At 69.5% G+C, this 18,172-nt stretch carries 20 protein-coding genes, 1 tRNA gene and 1 pseudogene; 10 read left to right on the forward strand and 12 right to left on the reverse strand.

Annotation, left to right across the window (positions count from 1 at the left end; genetic code table 11):
• Positions 1 to 158 precede the first annotated feature (158 nt).
• Positions 159 to 548: pseudogene (locus tag ACZ6ZP_RS20660) on the reverse strand (DUF7144 family membrane protein); the annotation flags it as partial.
• 213 nt (positions 549 to 761) lie between these two features.
• On the opposite strand from ACZ6ZP_RS20660, the gene ACZ6ZP_RS20665 reads away from it, so the two are divergent.
• Entirely contained in the window at positions 762 to 1,610 is an 849-nt protein-coding gene (locus ACZ6ZP_RS20665) for a helix-turn-helix domain-containing protein (RefSeq protein WP_468614526.1), read from the forward strand.
• A complete protein-coding gene (locus ACZ6ZP_RS20670) occupies positions 1,570 to 1,848 on the forward strand; it encodes a DUF397 domain-containing protein (RefSeq protein WP_361466458.1) in 279 nt (92 codons plus the stop codon). Before ACZ6ZP_RS20665 ends, ACZ6ZP_RS20670 begins: the two co-directional genes overlap by 41 nt.
• A gap of 30 nt (positions 1,849 to 1,878) precedes the next feature.
• On the opposite strand, the gene ACZ6ZP_RS20675 is transcribed toward ACZ6ZP_RS20670, so the two are convergent.
• On the reverse strand, positions 1,879 to 2,841 hold the full coding sequence (locus tag ACZ6ZP_RS20675; RefSeq protein ID WP_361466455.1) for an SGNH/GDSL hydrolase family protein: 963 nt from the start codon (positions 2,839 to 2,841) through the stop codon (positions 1,879 to 1,881).
• Positions 2,842 to 3,037: 196 nt separating this feature from the next.
• Between ACZ6ZP_RS20675 and ACZ6ZP_RS20680 the strand changes: the two genes are divergently transcribed.
• On the forward strand, positions 3,038 to 3,421 hold the full coding sequence (locus ACZ6ZP_RS20680) for a nuclear transport factor 2 family protein (RefSeq protein WP_351167115.1): 384 nt from the start codon (positions 3,038 to 3,040) through the stop codon (positions 3,419 to 3,421).
• A 77-nt stretch (positions 3,422 to 3,498) separates the two neighbouring features.
• Here the strand turns inward: ACZ6ZP_RS20680 and ACZ6ZP_RS20685 are convergent, their stop codons facing one another.
• Positions 3,499 to 3,864 carry a PH domain-containing protein gene (locus tag ACZ6ZP_RS20685; protein ID WP_351167113.1) on the reverse strand — a complete coding sequence of 122 codons (366 nt, stop codon included), beginning with the start codon at positions 3,862 to 3,864 and terminating at the stop codon, positions 3,499 to 3,501.
• A gap of 174 nt (positions 3,865 to 4,038) precedes the next feature.
• On the opposite strand from ACZ6ZP_RS20685, the gene ACZ6ZP_RS20690 reads away from it, so the two are divergent.
• From ACZ6ZP_RS20690 to ACZ6ZP_RS20710, 5 genes are all read left to right on the forward strand, one after another.
• Complete coding sequence (locus ACZ6ZP_RS20690; RefSeq protein ID WP_351167111.1) at positions 4,039 to 4,512, forward strand: carboxymuconolactone decarboxylase family protein; 474 nt, start codon at positions 4,039 to 4,041, stop codon at positions 4,510 to 4,512.
• Positions 4,513 to 4,622: 110 nt separating this feature from the next.
• Positions 4,623 to 5,312, forward strand: a complete 690-nt coding sequence (locus ACZ6ZP_RS20695) for a TetR/AcrR family transcriptional regulator (RefSeq protein WP_351167109.1) — start codon at positions 4,623 to 4,625, stop codon at positions 5,310 to 5,312.
• Positions 5,309 to 5,752, forward strand: a complete 444-nt coding sequence (locus ACZ6ZP_RS20700) for a hypothetical protein (RefSeq protein ID WP_361466450.1) — start codon at positions 5,309 to 5,311, stop codon at positions 5,750 to 5,752. Before ACZ6ZP_RS20695 ends, ACZ6ZP_RS20700 begins: the two co-directional genes overlap by 4 nt.
• A gap of 78 nt (positions 5,753 to 5,830) precedes the next feature.
• Positions 5,831 to 6,091, forward strand: coding sequence for a ribbon-helix-helix domain-containing protein (locus tag ACZ6ZP_RS20705; RefSeq protein WP_361466447.1), 261 nt, complete (start codon positions 5,831 to 5,833; stop codon positions 6,089 to 6,091).
• Positions 6,088 to 6,531, forward strand: a complete 444-nt coding sequence (locus tag ACZ6ZP_RS20710) for a PIN domain-containing protein (protein WP_361466444.1) — start codon at positions 6,088 to 6,090, stop codon at positions 6,529 to 6,531. Before ACZ6ZP_RS20705 ends, ACZ6ZP_RS20710 begins: the two co-directional genes overlap by 4 nt.
• A 305-nt stretch (positions 6,532 to 6,836) precedes the next feature.
• Here ACZ6ZP_RS20710 and ACZ6ZP_RS20715 read toward each other — a convergent pair whose 3' ends face one another.
• Together ACZ6ZP_RS20715 and ACZ6ZP_RS20720 are read right to left on the reverse strand one after the other, a co-directional pair.
• Positions 6,837 to 7,193, reverse strand: a complete 357-nt coding sequence (locus ACZ6ZP_RS20715; RefSeq protein ID WP_361466441.1) for a hypothetical protein — start codon at positions 7,191 to 7,193, stop codon at positions 6,837 to 6,839.
• Positions 7,194 to 7,253: 60 nt separating this feature from the next.
• A tRNA-Gly gene (locus ACZ6ZP_RS20720) sits at positions 7,254 to 7,327 on the reverse strand.
• Positions 7,328 to 7,897: 570 nt separating this feature from the next.
• Between ACZ6ZP_RS20720 and dcd the strand changes: the two genes are divergently transcribed.
• Both dcd and ACZ6ZP_RS20730 read left to right on the forward strand, forming a co-directional pair.
• Positions 7,898 to 8,473 (forward strand): dCTP deaminase, encoded by a 576-nt coding sequence (gene dcd, locus ACZ6ZP_RS20725; RefSeq protein WP_351167099.1) that lies wholly within the window; start codon positions 7,898 to 7,900, stop codon positions 8,471 to 8,473.
• An 8-nt stretch (positions 8,474 to 8,481) separates the two neighbouring features.
• Positions 8,482 to 8,979, forward strand: a complete 498-nt coding sequence (locus tag ACZ6ZP_RS20730; protein ID WP_249588778.1) for a phosphoribosyltransferase — start codon at positions 8,482 to 8,484, stop codon at positions 8,977 to 8,979.
• Positions 8,980 to 9,063: 84 nt separating this feature from the next.
• Here ACZ6ZP_RS20730 and ACZ6ZP_RS20735 read toward each other — a convergent pair whose 3' ends face one another.
• The 7 genes from ACZ6ZP_RS20735 to ACZ6ZP_RS20765 all read right to left on the reverse strand — a co-directional run bounded on the left by ACZ6ZP_RS20735 (position 9,064) and on the right by ACZ6ZP_RS20765 (position 18,063).
• Positions 9,064 to 10,047, reverse strand: a complete 984-nt coding sequence (locus ACZ6ZP_RS20735; RefSeq protein ID WP_469407801.1) for a Yip1 family protein — start codon at positions 10,045 to 10,047, stop codon at positions 9,064 to 9,066.
• A gap of 145 nt (positions 10,048 to 10,192) precedes the next feature.
• The gene (locus ACZ6ZP_RS20740; RefSeq protein ID WP_366461579.1) at positions 10,193 to 11,668 is read right to left on the reverse strand and encodes an FG-GAP-like repeat-containing protein; all 1,476 of its coding nucleotides are present in this window, start codon (positions 11,666 to 11,668) and stop codon (positions 10,193 to 10,195) included.
• A 185-nt stretch (positions 11,669 to 11,853) separates the two neighbouring features.
• Entirely contained in the window at positions 11,854 to 13,287 is a 1,434-nt protein-coding gene (locus tag ACZ6ZP_RS20745; protein WP_469407803.1) for an FG-GAP-like repeat-containing protein, read from the reverse strand.
• Positions 13,288 to 13,359: 72 nt separating this feature from the next.
• Positions 13,360 to 14,763, reverse strand: a complete 1,404-nt coding sequence (locus ACZ6ZP_RS20750; RefSeq protein ID WP_469407806.1) for an FG-GAP-like repeat-containing protein — start codon at positions 14,761 to 14,763, stop codon at positions 13,360 to 13,362.
• A gap of 83 nt (positions 14,764 to 14,846) precedes the next feature.
• On the reverse strand, positions 14,847 to 16,319 hold the full coding sequence (locus ACZ6ZP_RS20755; RefSeq protein WP_469407807.1) for a VCBS repeat-containing protein: 1,473 nt from the start codon (positions 16,317 to 16,319) through the stop codon (positions 14,847 to 14,849).
• Between the two features lie 140 nt (positions 16,320 to 16,459).
• Complete coding sequence (locus ACZ6ZP_RS20760; RefSeq protein ID WP_469407809.1) at positions 16,460 to 16,633, reverse strand: hypothetical protein; 174 nt, start codon at positions 16,631 to 16,633, stop codon at positions 16,460 to 16,462.
• A 56-nt stretch (positions 16,634 to 16,689) separates the two neighbouring features.
• Positions 16,690 to 18,063, reverse strand: coding sequence for an FG-GAP and VCBS repeat-containing protein (locus tag ACZ6ZP_RS20765; protein WP_469407811.1), 1,374 nt, complete (start codon positions 18,061 to 18,063; stop codon positions 16,690 to 16,692).
• Between the last annotated feature and the right edge of the window lie 109 nt (positions 18,064 to 18,172).

Here is an 18,172-nt window from a genome sequence, read left to right on the forward strand (position 1 = left end):
GTTCCGTGGGTTCCGGGCGCTCCGGGAGCCGAGGCTCCGGAGCCCTCGGCGAACGGGCCGGGACCGCTGGAGGTGCTGCGTGCGCCCCAGCCGCCACCCGCCGCCGCGTCACCGCTGTGCGATGCGCCGTGGCCGTGACCGGAGTGACGGTCCGGGTGGTCCGTGCAGAGCGCCCAGATGATGAAGATGCCGATCGCGATCGAGATCAGCGCCCAGATCGGCTGATACGGCAGCCACAGGAACTGCAGGATCACGGCGAGCGACGCCAGCGCGATACCGCTCGCGCGGCCCCAGGCAGCGCCCTTGAGGATTCCGTAGCCGGTGATCGCGACCAGGATGCCGAGGATCAGGTGCAGCCAGCCCCACGTGGTGAGGTTCAGCTTGTAGACGTAGTCGCCGATGCGCGCGTAGACGTCGTCCTTGGCGATGCCCGCGATGCCTTCGAGGATGCCGAGGACGCCGTAGACCAGCATCAGGACACCCGCGAACATCGTGCCGCCTGACGCCCAGAGGCTCTCGCCCCGAGGGTTGCTCGTGCCGCTGCTCATGGGCACCTCTTCTCTGTCGACAGGAATTCACAGCGTGTGACAGCGGTACGGGGCGCGCGAGCGGGCTTGGGCCGGATGGGTGAGCCCCGCCGCAGGCAGGTGGGGAGGGTGAGATACGTGATTCATGGCACCGGCGTGGAGTCGGATGGTTACTCTGGGCTACAGAGCGAGAGCAACGTGAACAGAGCGTTTGAGCCTGGGGGTGACCGTCCCATGGTCCGCATCAACGAACTCGATCCCAGCGCGTCCCCGCTGGACTACTACGGCTCGGAACTGCGGCGCCTGAGGGAGGCGGCGGGCCTCAACCAGGGCCAGTTGGGCGGCTGCATCTTCTGTACGGGTTCGCTGGTGGGCCAGATCGAGACAGCGAAGAAGGTGCCGACGAGGGACTTCTCCGAGCGGGTGGACGCGGCGCTCGGGACTGACGGGGTGTTTTCGCGGTTGGTGGGGCTGGTGTTGAAGAGCCAGTTGCCTACGTGGTTCCAGCAGTACGCGGAGCTGGAGGCCAAGGCTACGTACATCTCCACGTATCAGGCCCAGTTGGTCTACGGGCTTCTCCAGACGGAGGAGTACGCCCGTGCTGTCCTAGCCACTGGCATGCCGAGCAAGCTCGACGAACTGGTGGCTGCGCGCATGGAACGCCAGCGAATCTTGGAACGTGAACGCCCACCGTTGTCGCTGGTCATCCTCGATGAGGCCGCACTGCACCGGCCGATCGGGGGCTGGCGAATCATGCGAAACCAACTCAGCCACTTGTTGGACTTTGCCGACCGGCGCTGGGTGAGTATCCAGGTGCTTCCCTACGCGGCTGGTGAACACGCCAGCCTGGTGGGCTCGTTCAACCTGCTCCGGTTCGATGATGACCCTGAACTCGTCTACACGGAGGACTTGATCTCCGGTCACATGACGGCCAACCCGGAAACTATCCGCGAAGCCGCCCGCCGTTACGCTAACTTGCAGGCCGCCGCCCTCACGGAGGGAAAGTCGGCGGAACTGATCAGCCGCGTGATGGAGGAACGTTATGGCGACCAGTCAGGACCTGACCGACGCGCGGTGGCGTAAGTCGACGTACAGCGGCAACACCGGCGGCGACTGCATCGAATGCGCTCCCCTCACCGGCATAACGTGGCGTAAGTCGACGTACAGCGGCAACACCGGCGGTGAATGCATCGAGTTCGCCCCCCGCCAAGGGACCATCGCGGTCCGCGACAGCAAGAACCCCGAAGGCCCCGCCTTCACCACCACCCCCCGCGCCTTCGCCACCTTCGTCGAAGCCGCGGCCAACGGCACGCTGAGGTAAGCAGCCCCGCGGACCCCGCGGCCATGACTCCTAGGACGCGTCGGCGACGGCCCGGGTGATCTCGGCGGCGATGCGCCGGATGCCGGGTGAACGGACCGGGCAGGGCTGGGACTTGGGCGTGGTCGGCGCCAGGCAGAAATGCAGGGGGTCGTCGCTGCGGTGCAGGGCGGTGCGGCCGCTGCCCGGCTCGGTGCAGTACGCGGGGTGGTTCCGTTCGTACGAGGTGCACGGCAGCTTCTCGACCCAGGTGTGCCGGTCCGCCGCCGGGGCGACCGCGCGGCCCGCTTCGGCGACGATCCCGCCCGAGGCCCGCGCCTGCGCCTCGTAGATGGCGTTGACGCGGCGCACGCGGTCGGGCGTCATCGGGTCGGGGCCCTGCAGCACCCACACGATGCGCGGCCGGTCCGCCCCGCCGGCGGCGTGGATCTGCGAGGCCAGCGCCTTCGCGTCGGCGGCGTACCGGTCGAAGTACTTCTGCCGCGCCTTGCCGTACGTGATGCCGCTCATGCACGGCGTGTAGCCCCACGCGTTGCCCCAGAACTGGAGCACCACGTAGTCGGGCCGCTGCTCGCGGACGAGCGTGGCGGCCTTGTCCTTGTCGGGGACGAGGGAGTCCTTGCCGGTGCCGTCGAGGTAGTCGCACAGGGTGGTGCCGGAGTAGGGCGCGCTGCGGTAGCGGGCGCCGAGCCCGGAGCGGAGGTGGTCGCCGAGGACGGTCTGGTTCTCCATGGCGAGGGAGTCGCCGAGGTAGAGGACCTTGGGTGCCGTCTTGGCCCGGGGCTTCTTCGCGGCGCGCTGGCGGGTGGTCGAGGAGGGCGGCGACGCGGAGGGCTCGTCGCGCGCGGCAGGGGCGTCGGCGGATCGCGGGGCGGTGGGGGTCTCCGGGGCGGGGGCGGGCGAACCCTCGGACCCGGACCCGGGGTCACCGCAGCCCCCGAGGAGCAGAACAGCGGCCAGCACCGCACCGATCCACGGCTTGCGCGGCTTTCGCATGTGCCAACTCCCACCCCAGCGACCGAAAGAGCCCCCTAGGCAAGCACAGCCGCACGCCCATGAGAAGGCACCAACCGGCCCAAGTCCTGTACCGCCGACTCGCATTACCCCGGGCGTAATCGCCCATTGATCCGCGCTCAGGCAGGCTGAAGTCATCGCCCAGCCGGACGATCACCCTTCAGGAGGCTGATTCACCGTGTCCGCACACGAGACATCCACGTACGAGACCGCCGTCGCCCGCTACTTCGAGGCCTGGAACGCCCAGGACGCAGAGGACCTCGCCAAGGCCGTGGCCGCAGCCTGGAGCGAGGACGGCAGCTACACGGACCCGATGGCCGACGTCTCCGGTTACGAGTCCATCGCCGCCATGATCGCGGGGGCCCACGAGCAGTTCCCCGGCTTCGAGTTCAGGCTGCTCGGCTCGGTCGACGGTCACCACGACATCGCGCGCTTCGGGTGGGAGCTGGTGTCGGTCGCGGACGGTTCCGCGCCCTTCGCCGGTTCCGACGTCATCGCGCTCGCCGACGACGGCCGCATCCGCCTCGTGCACGGCTTCCTGGACCGCGTGCCGCAGGCCTGAAGCCGCCGACGAGCTGCCCATGGGCTTCGGCGCACAGGAGAGGGGCGCCCGACGTCGGCGGCTGCGGGCTGCTGCTCTTAGCGCGCCACGTACTGCGTGAGGATCGCCTGCACCTCGTAGATGTCGACGCCCTTGGTGAAGGTCTTCTGGATGGGCTCGTGGGTGCCGGAGATCCAGATCTTGAGCTCGGCGTCGAGGTCGAAGTGACCGGCGGTCTCCACCGAGAAGTGGGTGATGCTGCGGTACGGAACCGAGTGGTACTCGACCTTCTTGCCCGTTATCCCCTGCTTGTCGACGAGGACGAGGCGGCGGTCGGTGAAGATCATCGTGTCGCGGATCAGCAGGAACGCGGCCTGTACCTGCTCGCCGTGGCCCAGCAGCCGTGCGTAGTCCTGCTGTGCGGCCATCGGATCGATCGTGTGCGCGTTTCCGAACAGTGCCATGAGAGACCCCCCATTACTCGAACTCAACCGGACCAACCGGATCTTCAGACTAACGCTCGGCCCCTGGCTCCTGGTTCCTGTCACATCTGGGCGGGCTCATCCGTCAGACAAGTGAAGGCAACGACAACGGCAACAACCGCGGCCTCGGCTTCGGCATAGGCATAGGAGAACACCATGGAAGCTCGTCTGAACCTCTTCGGCAGCCCGCTGGCGGGCAAGGTCCTCAAGCACCTCAACGCGGCGGGCAAGGCCGTGTCGGACTCCACGCTTCCCGCCGCGACGCAGGAGCTGGTGAAGATCCGCGCCAGCCAGATCAACGGCTGCGGTTTCTGCACCGACATGCACACCAAGGACGCCACGCACGCCGGTGAGACCTCCGTGCGCCTCAACCTGGTCGCCGCCTGGCGCGAGGCGAAGGTCTTCACCGACGCCGAGCGCGCCGCCCTGGAGCTGACCGAGCAGGGCACCCGTATCGCCGACGCGGCCGGTGGCGTCACGGACGAGGCGTGGGCGAACGCCGCCAAGCACTACGACGAGGACCAGCTCGCCGCCCTGGTGTCGCTCATCGCCCTCATCAACACGTACAACCGCGTGAACGTCATCGTCCAGCAGCCGGCCGGCGACTACCAGCCGGGCCAGTTCGGCTAAGGGCGGCCGGCCGCACTCCCCAGACCGCGCCCGGTCCCGATGGGCCCGATAGCATCGCGACTGGGGAGTGCTCCCCGCTTGTTCCCTCGGCGGGAAGGCTGAGAACGACGATGACCGGCGACGCAGACCGCTCGCACCGTCCGGCGCCCCCACGGCGCCGCGACGCGCGGCGGAACTGGGATCTCCTGGTGGGGGCGGCCCGCGAGGTGTTCGCGGAGCAGGGGCTTGAGGCGCCGCTGGACGTGATCGCCCGCCGGGCGGGCGTGGGCAACGCGACGCTCTACCGGAACTTCCCCACCCGCGCCGCCCTGATCGACGCCGTCTTCCACGACCTGCTGACGGGCACGATGACGGCAGGCGAGGAGGCCCGCACGGCCCCGGACGCCTGGACGGCGCTGAACGCTTACCTGCAGGCGGTCTTCGTGACCCTGGCCGCGGACCGCGGCACGAACGACCTCATGACCACGCACCTGCAGGGCATCGAAGCGCTCCAGACCGTCCACGCGCACAACCGCGAGACGATGGAGATCCTGCTGAGCCGGGGCCGCGAGCAGGGCACGGTCCGCCCCGACGCCACCACGGAAGACGTCCTGTTCGCCCTGGCGGCCCTGGGCCGAGCCATCCCGGCCCTGACGACGGCAACGACCCCGGAGTCCTGGCGCCGCCCCCTGACCCTGCTCCTGGACGGCCTCCGCGCATCCCGGACGACATCACCGCTCCCGCCCCCCGCCCTGACGCCCACCCAACTCGCCGACGTACTAACAGAACTGGGCCCCCACCGAGCCCACCCGCCCCTATGACGTCCGCTGAACTACAGCGCAGACTCAGGGAGCGCCGCGAGACACAGAAACTCAACCGAGTACGGCTCGCCGCCGCCGAGATCATCACGACCCGCACACTGACGCACGCGGAGGTGCCCGCCGCAGCCCTGGAGACCGTACGCGGATTCTGGAACACGACCACAGAACCAACCGCGACACGAGGGATCTCTCAGGAAGGCTTGGACCCCTGGGCGGAGGAACTCCTGACCCACCAAGGCTTCAACACCAAGGCCTACCTGCTCACGGACCTGGACCTCGCCCCCTGGATCGAGTTCCGAATACCCCCCACCCCCTGGTTCGCCACGATCCGCCGGGCCCAGGACGCCTCATGGGTGTTCCTCAGACACGACTTCGGCGCGGTGGCAGCGGTGAGCGAGCAGGAACACAACTTCGAATTCTTCGCGGCACAGCTGCCGTAATCGCGGGCACCAGGGCAGGCCTCCGGCCCTGACGACACAGATATGCCCCACACCAGGTACATGGACTACCCTTGGTACATGTCTATGAAGCGGACCAACGTCTACGCCGACCCCGAGGACCTGGCGATCATCAAGGAGGCCGCCAAGCGCAGGGGGATAAGCGAGGCCGAGATCATTCGCCAGGGCATCCACCTCGCGGCCATGGCGAACCGGGTCTGGGACGAGCCGCTGTTCTCGCGAACCTTCGAGGGGCGGGGCCGTACGCCGTCCAAGGCCGATGTCCGTGACACGGTCGCCGACGCGGTGGTCCGTGAGACGGACTCCGGAACCGCCGCGTGATCATCGTCGTCGCCGACACCTCCGGCCTGCTGGCCGCGCTCGACTCCACTCACCCGGAGCACGGCGCGGCGAACGAGGCGATCCTGGCCGCCGGCCTCCTCATCATGTCCCCGCTCCTGCTCGCCGAACTCGACCACGTCGCGACGCGCGAACTGGGCCGGGAGGCGGCGTTCAGCGCGGTCGACGACATCCGGCACTGGATGCGCCGGGGCCGCGTCGTCGCGCCGGAGATCACGGAAGACCACCTGGACGCCGCCCAGTCCGTCCGCACGCGCTACAAGTCGCTGGACCTGGACCTCGCGGACGCGGTGAACGTGGCACTGGCCGCCGACTACGACACGGACGCGATCCTCACACTCGACCGCCGCGATTTCCGAGCCGTACGCCCCCTCGGCCGCCACAAGGCCTTCCGAGTCCTGCCGGACGATCTCCCGCTCTGACGCAGACGAGAATCGAACTCGCAAGAGCGTGAGCGATCGTGCTCGTAGGCGGGCACGTTGTCAGTGCTGATGGTTAGAGTCTCGGACGCGCGGTCGACTTCCGAGGTGTCCAGCTCCATAGAGCAGCTGCATCCCCGACTCTGTATGGGGGCGGCCCGGGTACAGCCCGGGACCTAACCAGCGGTCGGGCTTCGTCGATGGCCAAGGAGAGACCTGTCAGCGTCGGCCGCGCACCGAGTCCCGTCTGAACGGCCGTGAACGGCACCGAATGAGACGGAGGCTGAGACGGAAGCGTGCCCCCGCCTTCAGGGCCTGAGCTGGTTCTGCTGAGGGTCGAAGCAGACCAGCCCCATGGAGTCCGCGAGGGTCGCCGCGTAACTGGAGGCCTCCTCAGCCATGCTCCAGCGCATCGGGAAGTAGACGAGCGGGCCGCGTGCCTCTCCGATCAATGGCCCCGTCGACCAGGGAGAGGTGTCCTCTTCATCCTCGGTCACGTCACACCACTGTTCCAGGAGGGCAGCAACGTAAGCCGCTATGCGTTCGGTCGGTGGATGCTCCGCATCTGTATCGATGTAGCGCTCATAGAGGGTGGTGAACGCTCGCGCGGCCGCCTTGCCGTTCGCAGGGCGCTCGCCCTCCCACACAGCCAAGTCGTAGCTCATGCCCGGAGGCTTTCATGCTGCAGCAAAGAGCCCCCGGGTCCATGACCTGGGGGCTTTCTATGGAGCGGGTGACGAGAATCGAACTCGCACTCTCAGCTTGGGAAGCTGATGTTCTACCACTAAACTACACCCGCGAAAGACACCGTCTGTGGCGGTGTCGTAACGTCGCACACTCTACCTCATCCCAGGCCCCGGGCGCTTTTGCCGTGGGGTCTGTGTGCTGTCCGGGGCTTGGATGGCGCTTCGGGACGCGGGAGTTGGGGCGTACGGTGAGAGACCGGAGTGCCGCCTGGAGGGGCGCCCCTTTCGTCCCGTAATGTGGCCTTTCGTCGTCAGCTCGCGTACGAGCAGAGTGCGGGACGCTACGAGTTCAACTACGGCTTTGGGGAAGGGACTCGAGGACTTGATGGAGCGCACCGTCGTCCGATGTGCCGAAGGGCACGTGTTCAGCACTGCTTCGTTCCCGATGCAGAAGGCCGACCGGCTCGGACCCGGCCGGCTCATCCGCTGTCCGCGATGCGCCCGATTGCGGCATGCCGTGCCGGTCGCGTCGCAGAAGCGGTAGCGGTAGCGGTAGCGGGACAGCAGGCCAGCAGGCCAGCAGGACAGCAGGACAGCAGGACAGCAGGACAGAAAGTGGAGAACCGGAGCGCGCGGGGACGTCCGATTGGGGCGGGCCCGCGCGCTCTGCGTATCCTCGGTGCGTGCTTCTCTCAGACAAGGACATCCGGGCCGAGATCGACACCGGACGAGTACGGATCGATCCGTACGACGAATCCATGGTGCAGCCCTCCAGCATCGATGTGCGGCTCGACCGCTACTTCCGGGTGTTCGAGAACCACCGCTACCCACACATCGACCCCTCCGTCGAGCAGGCCGACCTGACGCGGCTCGTGGAGCCCGAGGGCGACGAGCCGTTCATCCTGCACCCGGGCGAGTTCGTGCTCGCCTCGACGTACGAGATCATCAGCCTCCCCGACGACCTCGCCAGCAGGCTGGAGGGGAAGTCCAGCCTGGGGCGGCTCGGGCTCGTGACGCACTCCACCGCCGGCTTCATCGACCCCGGCTTCTCCGGGCACGTGACGCTGGAGCTCTCCAACCTGGCGACGCTGCCCATCAAGCTGTGGCCCGGCATGAAGATCGGGCAGCTGTGTCTGTTCCGGCTGACCTCGCCCGCCGAGGAGCCCTACGGCTCGGAGCGCTACGGGTCGCGTTACCAAGGGCAGCGCGGGCCGACCGCCTCCCGTTCCTTCCTCAATTTCCATCGGACCCAGGTGTGACATCCAGCATGAGTGACGTGCGCGAGAACCTTACGTACGAGAAGTTCGGCGGTGCGGTGCGCGAGCTCGCGCAGACGATCGCCGACGACGGGTACCAGCCCGACGTGATCATCTCCATCGCCCGAGGTGGCGTCTTCGTCGCGGGCGGGCTCGCGTACGCACTCGACTGCAAGAACATCCACCTGGTGAACGTGGAGTTCTACACGGGGGTGGGGACGACGCTGGAGATGCCGGTCATGCTCGCGCCCGTGCCCAACGTCATCGACTTCACCGACAAGAAGGTGCTGATCGCCGACGACGTCGCCGACACCGGCAAGACGCTGAAGCTGGTGCACGACTTCTGCCTCGACCACGTCGCCGAGGTGCGGTCCGCCGTCATCTACGAGAAGTCGCAGTCGCTCGTGAAGTGCGAGTACGTCTGGAAGCGCACCGACGACTGGATCAACTTCCCGTGGAGCGTCGAAGCGCCCGTCGTGCGGCGCGCCGGGCAGGTTCTCGACGCCTGAGGCAGGACGAGGGGTATGACGAGGAAGGGCCTCGGCGGAAGTGATTCCGCCGAGGCCCTTCCTCCGTCTCAAGTACTAGAGCTACTAGAACGTACCCAGCTTGATGATCGCCAGCAGCGCGAGCAGCTGGATCGACGCCGCTCCCAGCGCCTTCGGCCACGGCAGGTCGTGCGACTTGCTCACCATCGTCGTGAGCAGCGCGCCCGCCGCGATCCAGGTCACCCAGCCGAGCAGCTGGACGAAGGGCTGGCCGCCGCCGAGGAACATCGCGACGACCACGCGGGGCGCGTCCGTGATCGACATGATCAGCATGGAGAGGCCGACCGTCGGCTGCCAGGCGCCGTCGCCGCCGAGCTGGCGGGCGAGGGTGTGCGTGACCACGCCCAGGATGAAGGCACTGATCGTGATCGCGACGGCGGTCGTCAGGACGTACGGGACGGCCGTCGAGATCGTGGCGTTGATGGCGTCCTCGCGGGCGCCGTCGAAGCCGAAGATCGCGAGCAGGCCGTAGAGGAACGTCACGACGACGGCCGGGGCCCACATCGCGTAGTCCCGCATCTGGAGGAAGGTCGGACCCGGGCGCAGCACGATGCCGCGCAGGAGGTCCTTCCAGTGCAGGCGGGGTCCCACCGGGGCGGGGGCCTGGCCTGCGCGGTAGGTGTCGCCCTGGTTGTAGGGGTCCTCACCTACGGAGAAGGCCTGGGTGTGACCGGGGTTGTTGGCGGCGTACGGATCGAAGCCGCCCTGACCGCCCTGACCGCCCTGGCCTCCGTGTCCCGGGCCTTGCGGCCCGCCGAAGTACTCCGGCTCACCGTGGTTGCCGTGGTTGCCGCCCGCCTGCGGCCACTGCTGCCCGCCGTATCCGCCCTGGCCTCTCTGCCCGCCCTGGCCCTGGCCGTACGGCGGCTGACCGCCGCCGTACTGCTGGGAGGGCGGCTGAGGGTAGCCGTACGGCGGCTGCTGGCCCTGGGGGGCCTGCTGCCCGTACGGCTCCTGCCGCGGTCGTTGTTGGGGTCGCGCTTGCGGGGTGCGGTTGTCCCGGCCGCGTCCGATCCTGAATCCAGCCACGAATCGAACGTACCTGGTCTCAAGGGCCCGGGTCGTCCCTCCTCGGGAGGAGAGAGGCTTTGCCGCTGACCTGTGACAACCCTTAGGGGGACCCTGAGGGGTTTTCCCCAGGGTCCCGGTGAGCGGCTGCGTCAGGTGTGACCGGCTACTTCCCGAGCACCGCTCCGTACGCCCACGGGTCCAAAGAGGCAGGCAGGCCCAGGGAGTTGGGAGTGACGACCGAGCCGCCCGCCTTGGCGCCGGGCAGGTTCCAGACGCCGCCCGAGGAGGCGTTCTCGCCGGGCGCGGCGACGGAGAGGTCCGGGACGCCGTCCCCGTTGTGATCGGCGAAGGCGAGGGCTCCGCCGAAGAGGTCGCCCGCCTGGGCGACGCCCAGGATGTCGGGGGAGTTCTGCTGGTAGGCGGCCACCCCCGGGTTCGCGGCGCCCGCCGGGTCGAGCAGGCCCATCTCGCCGCCCTTCAGGACGGTGATGCTGCCCGCCTTGGCCGCACTGCCGATGGCCTCGCCGGGGGCGCCCGCGATCAGGTCGTCGTGGCCGTCGGCGTCGATGTCCGCCGCCGTGAGGGCGTCGCCGAAGCCGTCACCGGTCTCGGCGACTCCGGGCACGCCCGCGGTGTCCTGGTTGAAGGTCTGCTGCTCCCAGCCGAAGCTGCCGTTCGGGCCGCCGAAGCGGATGTGGATGCCGCCGCCCTTGGTGAGTTCCTCCGGGCCGCACGGGTCGTCGATGTTCTCGTCGGCGATCTCGCGGCAGTTGCCGACGGCGAGGTCGTCGTAGTTGTCGCCGTTGAAGTCGCCGGAGACGAGGGCGTTCGCGGCGCCGTTGGAGTTGTTCCAGAAGTTGGCCATGGAGCCCTCGTCCTTGTTCCAGCCGTAGAGGCGGAGGTGGGACTGGGTGTAGGGCTGGTTCTTCGTGTAGTAGGCGAGGGCCAGGTCGGGCAGCCCGTCGGTGTCGAAGTCACCGGTCGTCATGACGGGGGCGCGGCCGCCCATGCGGTCGGCCATGAGGGGCTGGGTGTCGGCGGCGAGCGGATTGAAGTTGGCGACGACCTTGTCCTTGCCGCCGATCGCGAGGTCGACGTCCGTGTCACCGGTGAAGTCGGCGGCGACCAGGGAGTTCCCGTACACGTCCCCGGCCTTCGCGCCTCGGGCGGCGGTGTTGGCGAGGGCGAAGCCGTCGCCGGTGCCGTACAGGACGGTGACGGACCCGGCGTCGGCCTTGTCGTCGATGTCCTCGCCCGGAGCGCCGATGACGAGGTCGGCGTACTTGTCGTCGTCCACGTGCGCGGCCGTGACGGACCCCCCGAAGCGGTCTCCGCTCTCCGGGGTGCCGGGCACCTCGACGGTGGCCTGGGTGATGCGCCGCACGCTGTGCGGGCCGGGCCCGTTCTCCCCACCGAACACGACACTCACGTATCCGGCCTTGGCCTTGCCTCCGACACTGCCGTTGGGCACGCCGACGAAGAGGTCGTCGTACCCGTCGCCGTCGAAGTCGCTGGTGAGGGTCGCGGGGGAGGGAGCGGCGGTCGCGTTGGTGGCGAGGGGAAGGGCGAGACCGGTGGCGGCGAGGGCGGTCGCGGTGGCGGCGACGGCGAGGGTACGGGTGCGTGCGCGCAGGGGCACTGGAAGCTCCAACTGGGAAGTGAACACAGGGATCTGACGGGATCTGACCGCTGGGACTGCCCAGCTTCACTGCTACAAACGCGTTCGATTGACCCAGTCGCTTCGACCGGTTCACCTGTGTGACACCTGGGATTGGCCAAGGGTTGCCCCTGCGCGCGCGTCTCATACGGACAGGCGTGGCTCACTCACTCATTGACTGCCTCGCCCAGGTGCGAGCCCGCCGCGAGACCATAGTCCGCCGCACTGTAGACGGCCGCGCCGGAGGTCGAGATCCCCGCGCCGGCCCCGTGCAGTTGCCAGACGGCGCCGCTGGCGGAATCCTCCCGCGGAGCCGTCACCGCGAGGTCGGCCCGGCCGTCGCGGTCGAAGTCGGCGAGCCGGACCTGTGTGCCGAACTCGTCGTTCGACTCCGCGGCGCCCGGCACCCCGGCGGTGTTCTGCGAGAAGCGCTTCGCGCCGGTCGTGGTCAGGCCGGTGGCGGAGCCGCGCAGCACCAGGATGTCGCCGGCGCGGGTGCGGCCGTCCAGGGACTCGTACGAGACACCTATCGCCAGTTCCGCTCGGCCGTCTCCGGTGATGTCGGCGATGGAGAGGTCGGCGCCGAACTGGTCGCGGGCCTCGTTGTCGCCCGGGATGCCGGCGGTGCCCTGGTGGTAGGTGTGGCGGGTGCGGCTGAGCCCGCCGGTGGCATCGGCCTCCTCGACACCGTTGAAGACCATGACGTAACCCGCTTCGTGGCTGGGGTCCGTGACCCCGTTGCTGTCCAGGTCGGGACTCGGCAGGCCAACGGCGAGGTCGTCACAGCCGTCGCCGTTCAGGTCGCCCGCCGCCGAGGTGGTTCCGCCCGCGAGTGCCGCGCGGTCGTAGAACTCCGAGGACTCGCCCGTGGGGCCACTGCCGTAGACCACGGTCGTGCCGGGAACGGTCACCGCGAGTTCGTCCTTGCCGCCGCCCGAGAAGTTCCCGACCGCCAACTGGCCGTAGCCCACCCCGTTGTTGCCTCCACGGGCGTCCAACGGCGTCGGCACCGGAAGGGACGTACGGCTGAAGGCGCCCTCGACCAGCCAGAGGCCCGACGCGTCTGAGATCACCACCTCGGGTGAGGCGTCGCCCACAAAGTCACCGATCGCGGTGTCGGAACCGAAGAACTGCTGGTCGTAGGCGCCCGGGTCGGCGAGGTTCGCGCCGCTGCGGAAGGGGGTGGGGCCGCCCCACAGGACAGTGACGGCACCGCGATAGGGCAGCTCGCCGACGCTCTCGGCTTCGCTGGTGACGAGCAGGTCGGCGTATCCGTCGCCGTCCAGGTCGCCGCTGGAGAGGTCTGTCCCGAACAGGTCCTCCGTCTCCGAGCTGCCCGGGACACCGGATGAGTTCTGGGTGACGTACACCCGCTTACTGGTGAGCCCCGACGCCGAACCGAAGGTCACCAGGACCGCGCCGGCGCGCTTCTTGCCGCCGACGGTCTTCTCCGGCATGCCCACGGCAAGGTCGCGGTAGCCGTCGCCGTTGAAGTCGTCGGCGTGCCGGGCGGGTGCCGCGGACGCGGCGGCGGGCAGCGCCAGTGGGGCGAGCCCAGCCGCTATGAGTGTGATCGCCGCTGTGGTGACGCGGGTGCGCATGAGAGGTCTCCAAGGGGGGCGAGAGCCGGGCGTCAGCAGGCGACCGGTGGTCAGCGGGAGATGGCTGGTGATTCAGCGGGAGATGACCGATCCGAATGCGGCGGAGTCGCCCGTCACACCCACCTTGTCGGCGCAGAGGTAGAAGGAGCCGGTGACAGAGGTGCCACGGGTGTTCCAGGTGCAGCCGGTCCCGTTCTCGCCGGGCACGCCGACGCCGAGGTCCGCCCTGCCGTCGCCGTTCCGGTCCGCGAGATCGACCACCGAGCCGAAGGTGTCGTCGGCCTCCACGGCCCCCGACACCCCCTGGGTGTTCTCGTGGATCGCACGCGCCCCCGATCCGGTGAGCCCGCGCGCGGAACCGAGCAGGACCGTCACCGAACCGGCGAAGTCCTTGCCGTCGACAGCCTCCCCCGGGGCTCCCACGACGACGTCACTGAATCCGTCGTTGTCGGTGTCGGCGCTGCTGACCGAGAAACCGAACCGGTCATCGCGCTCGCCCGTGCCGGGGACGCCCGCGGTGTCCTGGTTGATCCGGGTCGGAGTCTGGCCGGGGTCGATGCCGGTGGGCCCGCCGTACCAGACGGAGATCTCCCCGCCGAGATGGGCGTCGGGCCGGCCCGCCTCCGGGTCCATGGAGTCGCCGAGGACCAGGTCGCCGTATCCGTCGCCGTTGACGTCACCGACCGCGCCGACCGTGCCGTCCGCACGCGTCAGGTCGGTTCGCTTGTACTGGCCCTGCGTCCAGTCGTCGACGAGGACGGTGCCGCCGTCGCCCTCGGTCAGCCCGGGCAGCATGACGCGTTCCGCGGCCCTGTCGCCGTCGAGATTGCCCGTGACCGCGGCGCGCGTGGTGCCGAGCTGACGATCCTTCCCGTGCGTGAGGGGAACACCCTGGCGGGTGAACTGTCCCTGGAAGTACTGGGCGCTGCAGCGGGAGCCCACTGCGATGTCCGCCGCCCCATTGCCGTCGGTGTCCCCGGCGGTGAGGGCTTCCGCGAAGGCGCACCCCTCGTCCGGTACGGCCGACGGTTTGACCGTGGCTCCGGCGCCGAGCCCGGAGGCGCCGCCCCAGACGACGGTGAGGCTGCCCGCGTCGCGATCGGCGTCCAGGTCCTCGCGCGGGGTGCCGATGAGCAGATCGGCGTAGCCGTCGCGGTCGAAGTCACCGGTCGCGAGCGCCTCGCCGAACCTGTCGTTGGTCTCGGCGGCGCCGGGAACCCCGGTGCTCGACTGGGAGACGGTCTGGCGGCGGGTGGCGCTGATGCCGTTCGCCGAGCCGTAGAACACGATGACTGTGCCCGCCGATTGCTTGCCGGAGACAGTGGCGTCGGGGGCGGCGACGGCAAGGTCGCGGTAGCCGTCGCCGTTGAAGTCGTCCGACAGGCCCGATGGCGCGGCCGACGCCGTTGTGGTGGGAAGGCCCAGCAGGCCGGTGGTGGTCAGGGACGCGGCCAGGACGAAGGTGCGTATGCGCACGGAAGCTCCGAGGGGAGAGCCGGGCCCGCACGGAGGGGTGCGGGCCCGGGGTTTTGGAGGGACGAGCTGAGAGAACCGCGGTGTTAGTCCGCGAAGTTGGTGCCCAGGCGGGGGGTGCCTGTGGACGAGATGCCCACCGTTGACGTGTAGGTGCCGGACGTGCCCGCGAGGGTGCCGTCGGGGAGGGCGTCCAGGAGGTAGAAGGCGCCGTTGGAGCCGTTCTCGCCCTGGGCGCCGACGGCCACGTCGCCGCGGCCGTCCGCGTTCAGGTCGTCGATGTGGACGTCCGAGCCGAAGTAGTCGTTCTTCTCGTTGGCGTTGGGGATGCCCGGGGTGTCCTGGCTGTAGAGGACCGCGCCCTGCGTGGAGAGGCCCGAGCCGTCCGCCGCGCCGTAGATCAGCGTGACCGAGCCCGCGTCGGCGACCCCGTCCAGGTCCTCGCCCGGGGAGCTCACGACCAGGTCGAGGTGGCCGTCGCCGTTGACGTCGCCGAGGTCGAGCTCCGAGCCGAAGGAGTCGCCGCTCTCGCCGCCGCCCGGGATGCCCGCCGAGTCCTGGGTGATCGCCTGGCTGTCGCCGTACGGGCCGTTCGCGTTGCCCTTGACCACGTACACCGTGCCGCCCTTGTGGGCGCCGTCGATGCCCTCGTCCCAGGTCAGGCCGATGATGACGTCGCCGTAGCCGTCGCTGTCCGTGTCGCCCACGTCGGTGATGTAGCCGGCGGGCAGGCGCTGGACGCCGGTCGTGGTGACGCCGTTCGCGCTGCCGGGCAGCCAGAGGTTGGCGTTGTAGTCGTCGGCGGTGGAGTAGCCGTCGACGATCAGGTCGTCCTTGCCGTCGCCGTTGACGTCACCGGAGTGCAGGTTGAAGGGGCCCGCGCCCTCGCCGCTGTGGATGGGCGGGAGCACGGTGTAGCGGCCGCCGGTCGCCCCGGTGCGCTTGATGCCGCCGTCGAAGATGTCGATGGTCGCGGCGCCCGACGCGGCGCCGACCGCGAGGTCGTCCTTGCCGTCGCCGTCGAAGTCGCCCGCCTGGAGGGGGCCGCCGAACCGGTCGTGCTTGGTGGGGCGCGGGTCCTTGACCGTGGAGCCGCCGGACAGTCCGTTCGGGGAGCCCCACAGGACCTGGACGGTGCCGCCGTCGACGTCCGTGCCGACGTCCTCACCGATGGCTCCCACGGCGAGGTCGTCGTAGCCGTCGCTGTCGAAGTCTCCGTACGCGGTGTCGGCGCCGAAGACGTCGCCGGTCTCGGCGGTGCCGGGCACGCCCGCGCTGTTCTGGCTGTAGGTGACGTGGCGCTGCTCGGCACCGCCGTACGTGACGACGACCTGGCCCGCCTTGTCCTTGCCGCCCACGTTGGCGTGCGGGGCGGAGGTGGCGAGGTCGGCCGCGCCGTCGCCGTTGAAGTCGGCGTCGTCCGGCTGCGTGGCCGCGGGGGCCGCGGTCGCGGAGGTCGCCGTGAGGGTGAGGAGTCCGCCTGTGAGGGCCGCGGCGGCAGCGGTCGCCACGGCCAGGCGGCCGGGTCTGTGAGAGGTGGTGCGCTTGTGCTTGGGCACGGAGGCTCCTGGGTCGTTGTCTGATCAGGAGGTCTGATCAGGGGTCTGCTCAGGGGGGTGGTCGAACCCCGGGACAGGTGGAGAACCTCCCGCCCGTCCCGGGAAACTCAGCTGGCCGAGCCTGCTACCGGCTCAGCCCACTACCGGCTCAGCACCGCCCCGTACCCACTGGCGCCCGAGAGCCCCAGCTTTCCGGGGGTCACCGACGTCACCGTCGAGGAGGGGCCGTACGTGGGGGTGCGGGCGTACCAGACGCCGCCCGACTTCGCGTCCTCGCCGACGGGCTTCCGCAGGTGCTGCGGGACTGGAAGCACTGGCTTTCTCCAACTCTCGTACACGTGAAGGCGGGTGAGGGTGAGGCGGCGGGCGGTCAGCGCAATGTCGTGCCGAAGCTCACGCCGCCGAGCCCGAAGTCGGTCCCGTTGAAGGAGGCGGCGTACGACGAGGTCAGGCCCGTCGACGTGCCGCGCAGGACCCAGACGGCGCCGACGTCCACCTTCGTGCCGATGTCCTCGCCGGACGCGCCCACGGCCAGGTCCGCCCTGCCGTTCTTGTTGATGTCCTTCAGGCGCACGGACGTACCGAAGCTGTCGCCCGCCTCGGCGACGCCGGGCACGCCCGCGGTCTCCTGGTGCCAGGCCTTGCCCGAGGTGAACCTGCCCGCGGTGGACTTCAGGAGCGTCACGCTGCCGGCCCCGTCCACCGTGTCGACCTCCTCGCCGGGCGTGCCCACCGCGAGGTCCGTGAGGCCGTCGCCGGTGACGTCGCCCGCGGCCACGGACGCGCCGAAGCCGTCGTCCGCCTCGTCGGCGCCGGGGATGCCCGTGCTGGCCTGGTCGTACGTCACCGGGGCGGCGAACTTCCGGTCGCCGCCGAGCCGCACGGTGACCGAACCGCCCCTCGTGGCACCCGAGTTGCCGGTGATCAGATCGTCGTAGCCGTCGCCGTCGACATCACCGGCGGTGGCCGCGTCGCGCGTGGCCGTCGGATCGCCGCCCTCGGCGAGGACCTCGGCCTGGTAGCCGTAGTCGCCGACGCCGCCGCTCATGAACGCGGTGTAGGCGCCGCCGTCCGCGCGCTCGCCGTACAGGACGAAGCCGTACACGTCCTTGTACTTGAAGTGGCCCGCGACCATGCCGTCCAGGTGGGCGCCCTCGGGGATGAAGTCGACCTCCAGGCCGTACGCCCGGCCTTGTGCGCCGGTGTAGTACCACCAGTTGTCGCCGCTGATCACGGCCAGCTGGGGCGAACCGTCGGTGTCCAGGTCGTTCCAGGTGGTGGCCTCGCCGAAGCGCCCCGCGGTGTCCTCGGGGGCGTTCAGGACGTGGGCGCCGGAGGTGAAGCCGTTCTTGCCGCCCTTGATGACGGTGACGGAACCGGAGGGCTTGCCCTCGACCTGCTCGCCGGGGGCGCCGACGATCAGGTCGGCGTAGCCGTCGCCGTTCGTGTCGCCGCTGGTGATGTTCTCGCCGAACTCGTCCTCGGCCTCGGTGACCCCGGGTATCCCGGCCGTGTTCTGGGTGAGGGTGACGGAGCGGCGCTCGGAGACCCCGGAGGCCGAACCGAACGTCACCGTGACGGAGTTGGACCGGGGCGTGCCGATCGCCAGGTCGCGGTATCCGTCTCCGTTGTAGTCGTCCTTGAGCGTCGAAGCGGCACTCGCCGTGCCCGCCAGCGGCAACGTCAGCCCCGCCGCGGCAAGGGCCGCGACACTCGCGGCGATGGCCAGATTACGTACGCGCACGTGGGACTCCCGGGAGTGGGGAAATGCTTCCGGGGGTGTGACATGTGGGGCGTACGAATGGTTGTGCGACGGAGGAGGGGAGGTGAAGCCCGGGTGAACGATAGCTCTC

The sequence above is a fragment of the Streptomyces sp. NPDC054047 genome, from assembly GCF_055585065.1.

Bases quoted from the DNA above. Each gene is read 5' to 3' on its own strand.
- ACZ6ZP_RS20675 (WP_361466455.1), bottom strand. From the start codon at position 2,841: ATGCGAAAGCCGCGCAAGCCGTGGATCGGTGCGGTGCTGGCCGCTGTT.
- ACZ6ZP_RS20685 (WP_351167113.1), bottom strand. From the start codon at position 3,864: ATGGCACTGTTCGGAAACGCGCACACGATCGATCCGATGGCCGCACAG.
- ACZ6ZP_RS20700 (WP_361466450.1), top strand. From the start codon at position 5,309: ATGACGTCCGCTGAACTACAGCGCAGACTCAGGGAGCGCCGCGAGACA.
- ACZ6ZP_RS20665 (WP_468614526.1), top strand. From the start codon at position 762: ATGGTCCGCATCAACGAACTCGATCCCAGCGCGTCCCCGCTGGACTAC.
- ACZ6ZP_RS20730 (WP_249588778.1), top strand. From the start codon at position 8,482: ATGAGTGACGTGCGCGAGAACCTTACGTACGAGAAGTTCGGCGGTGCG.
- ACZ6ZP_RS20745 (WP_469407803.1), bottom strand. From the start codon at position 13,287: ATGCGCACCCGCGTCACCACAGCGGCGATCACACTCATAGCGGCTGGG.
- ACZ6ZP_RS20695 (WP_351167109.1), top strand. From the start codon at position 4,623: ATGACCGGCGACGCAGACCGCTCGCACCGTCCGGCGCCCCCACGGCGC.
- ACZ6ZP_RS20715 (WP_361466441.1), bottom strand. From the start codon at position 7,193: ATGAGCTACGACTTGGCTGTGTGGGAGGGCGAGCGCCCTGCGAACGGC.
- ACZ6ZP_RS20690 (WP_351167111.1), top strand. From the start codon at position 4,039: ATGGAAGCTCGTCTGAACCTCTTCGGCAGCCCGCTGGCGGGCAAGGTC.
- ACZ6ZP_RS20670 (WP_361466458.1), top strand. From the start codon at position 1,570: ATGGCGACCAGTCAGGACCTGACCGACGCGCGGTGGCGTAAGTCGACG.
- ACZ6ZP_RS20705 (WP_361466447.1), top strand. From the start codon at position 5,831: ATGTCTATGAAGCGGACCAACGTCTACGCCGACCCCGAGGACCTGGCG.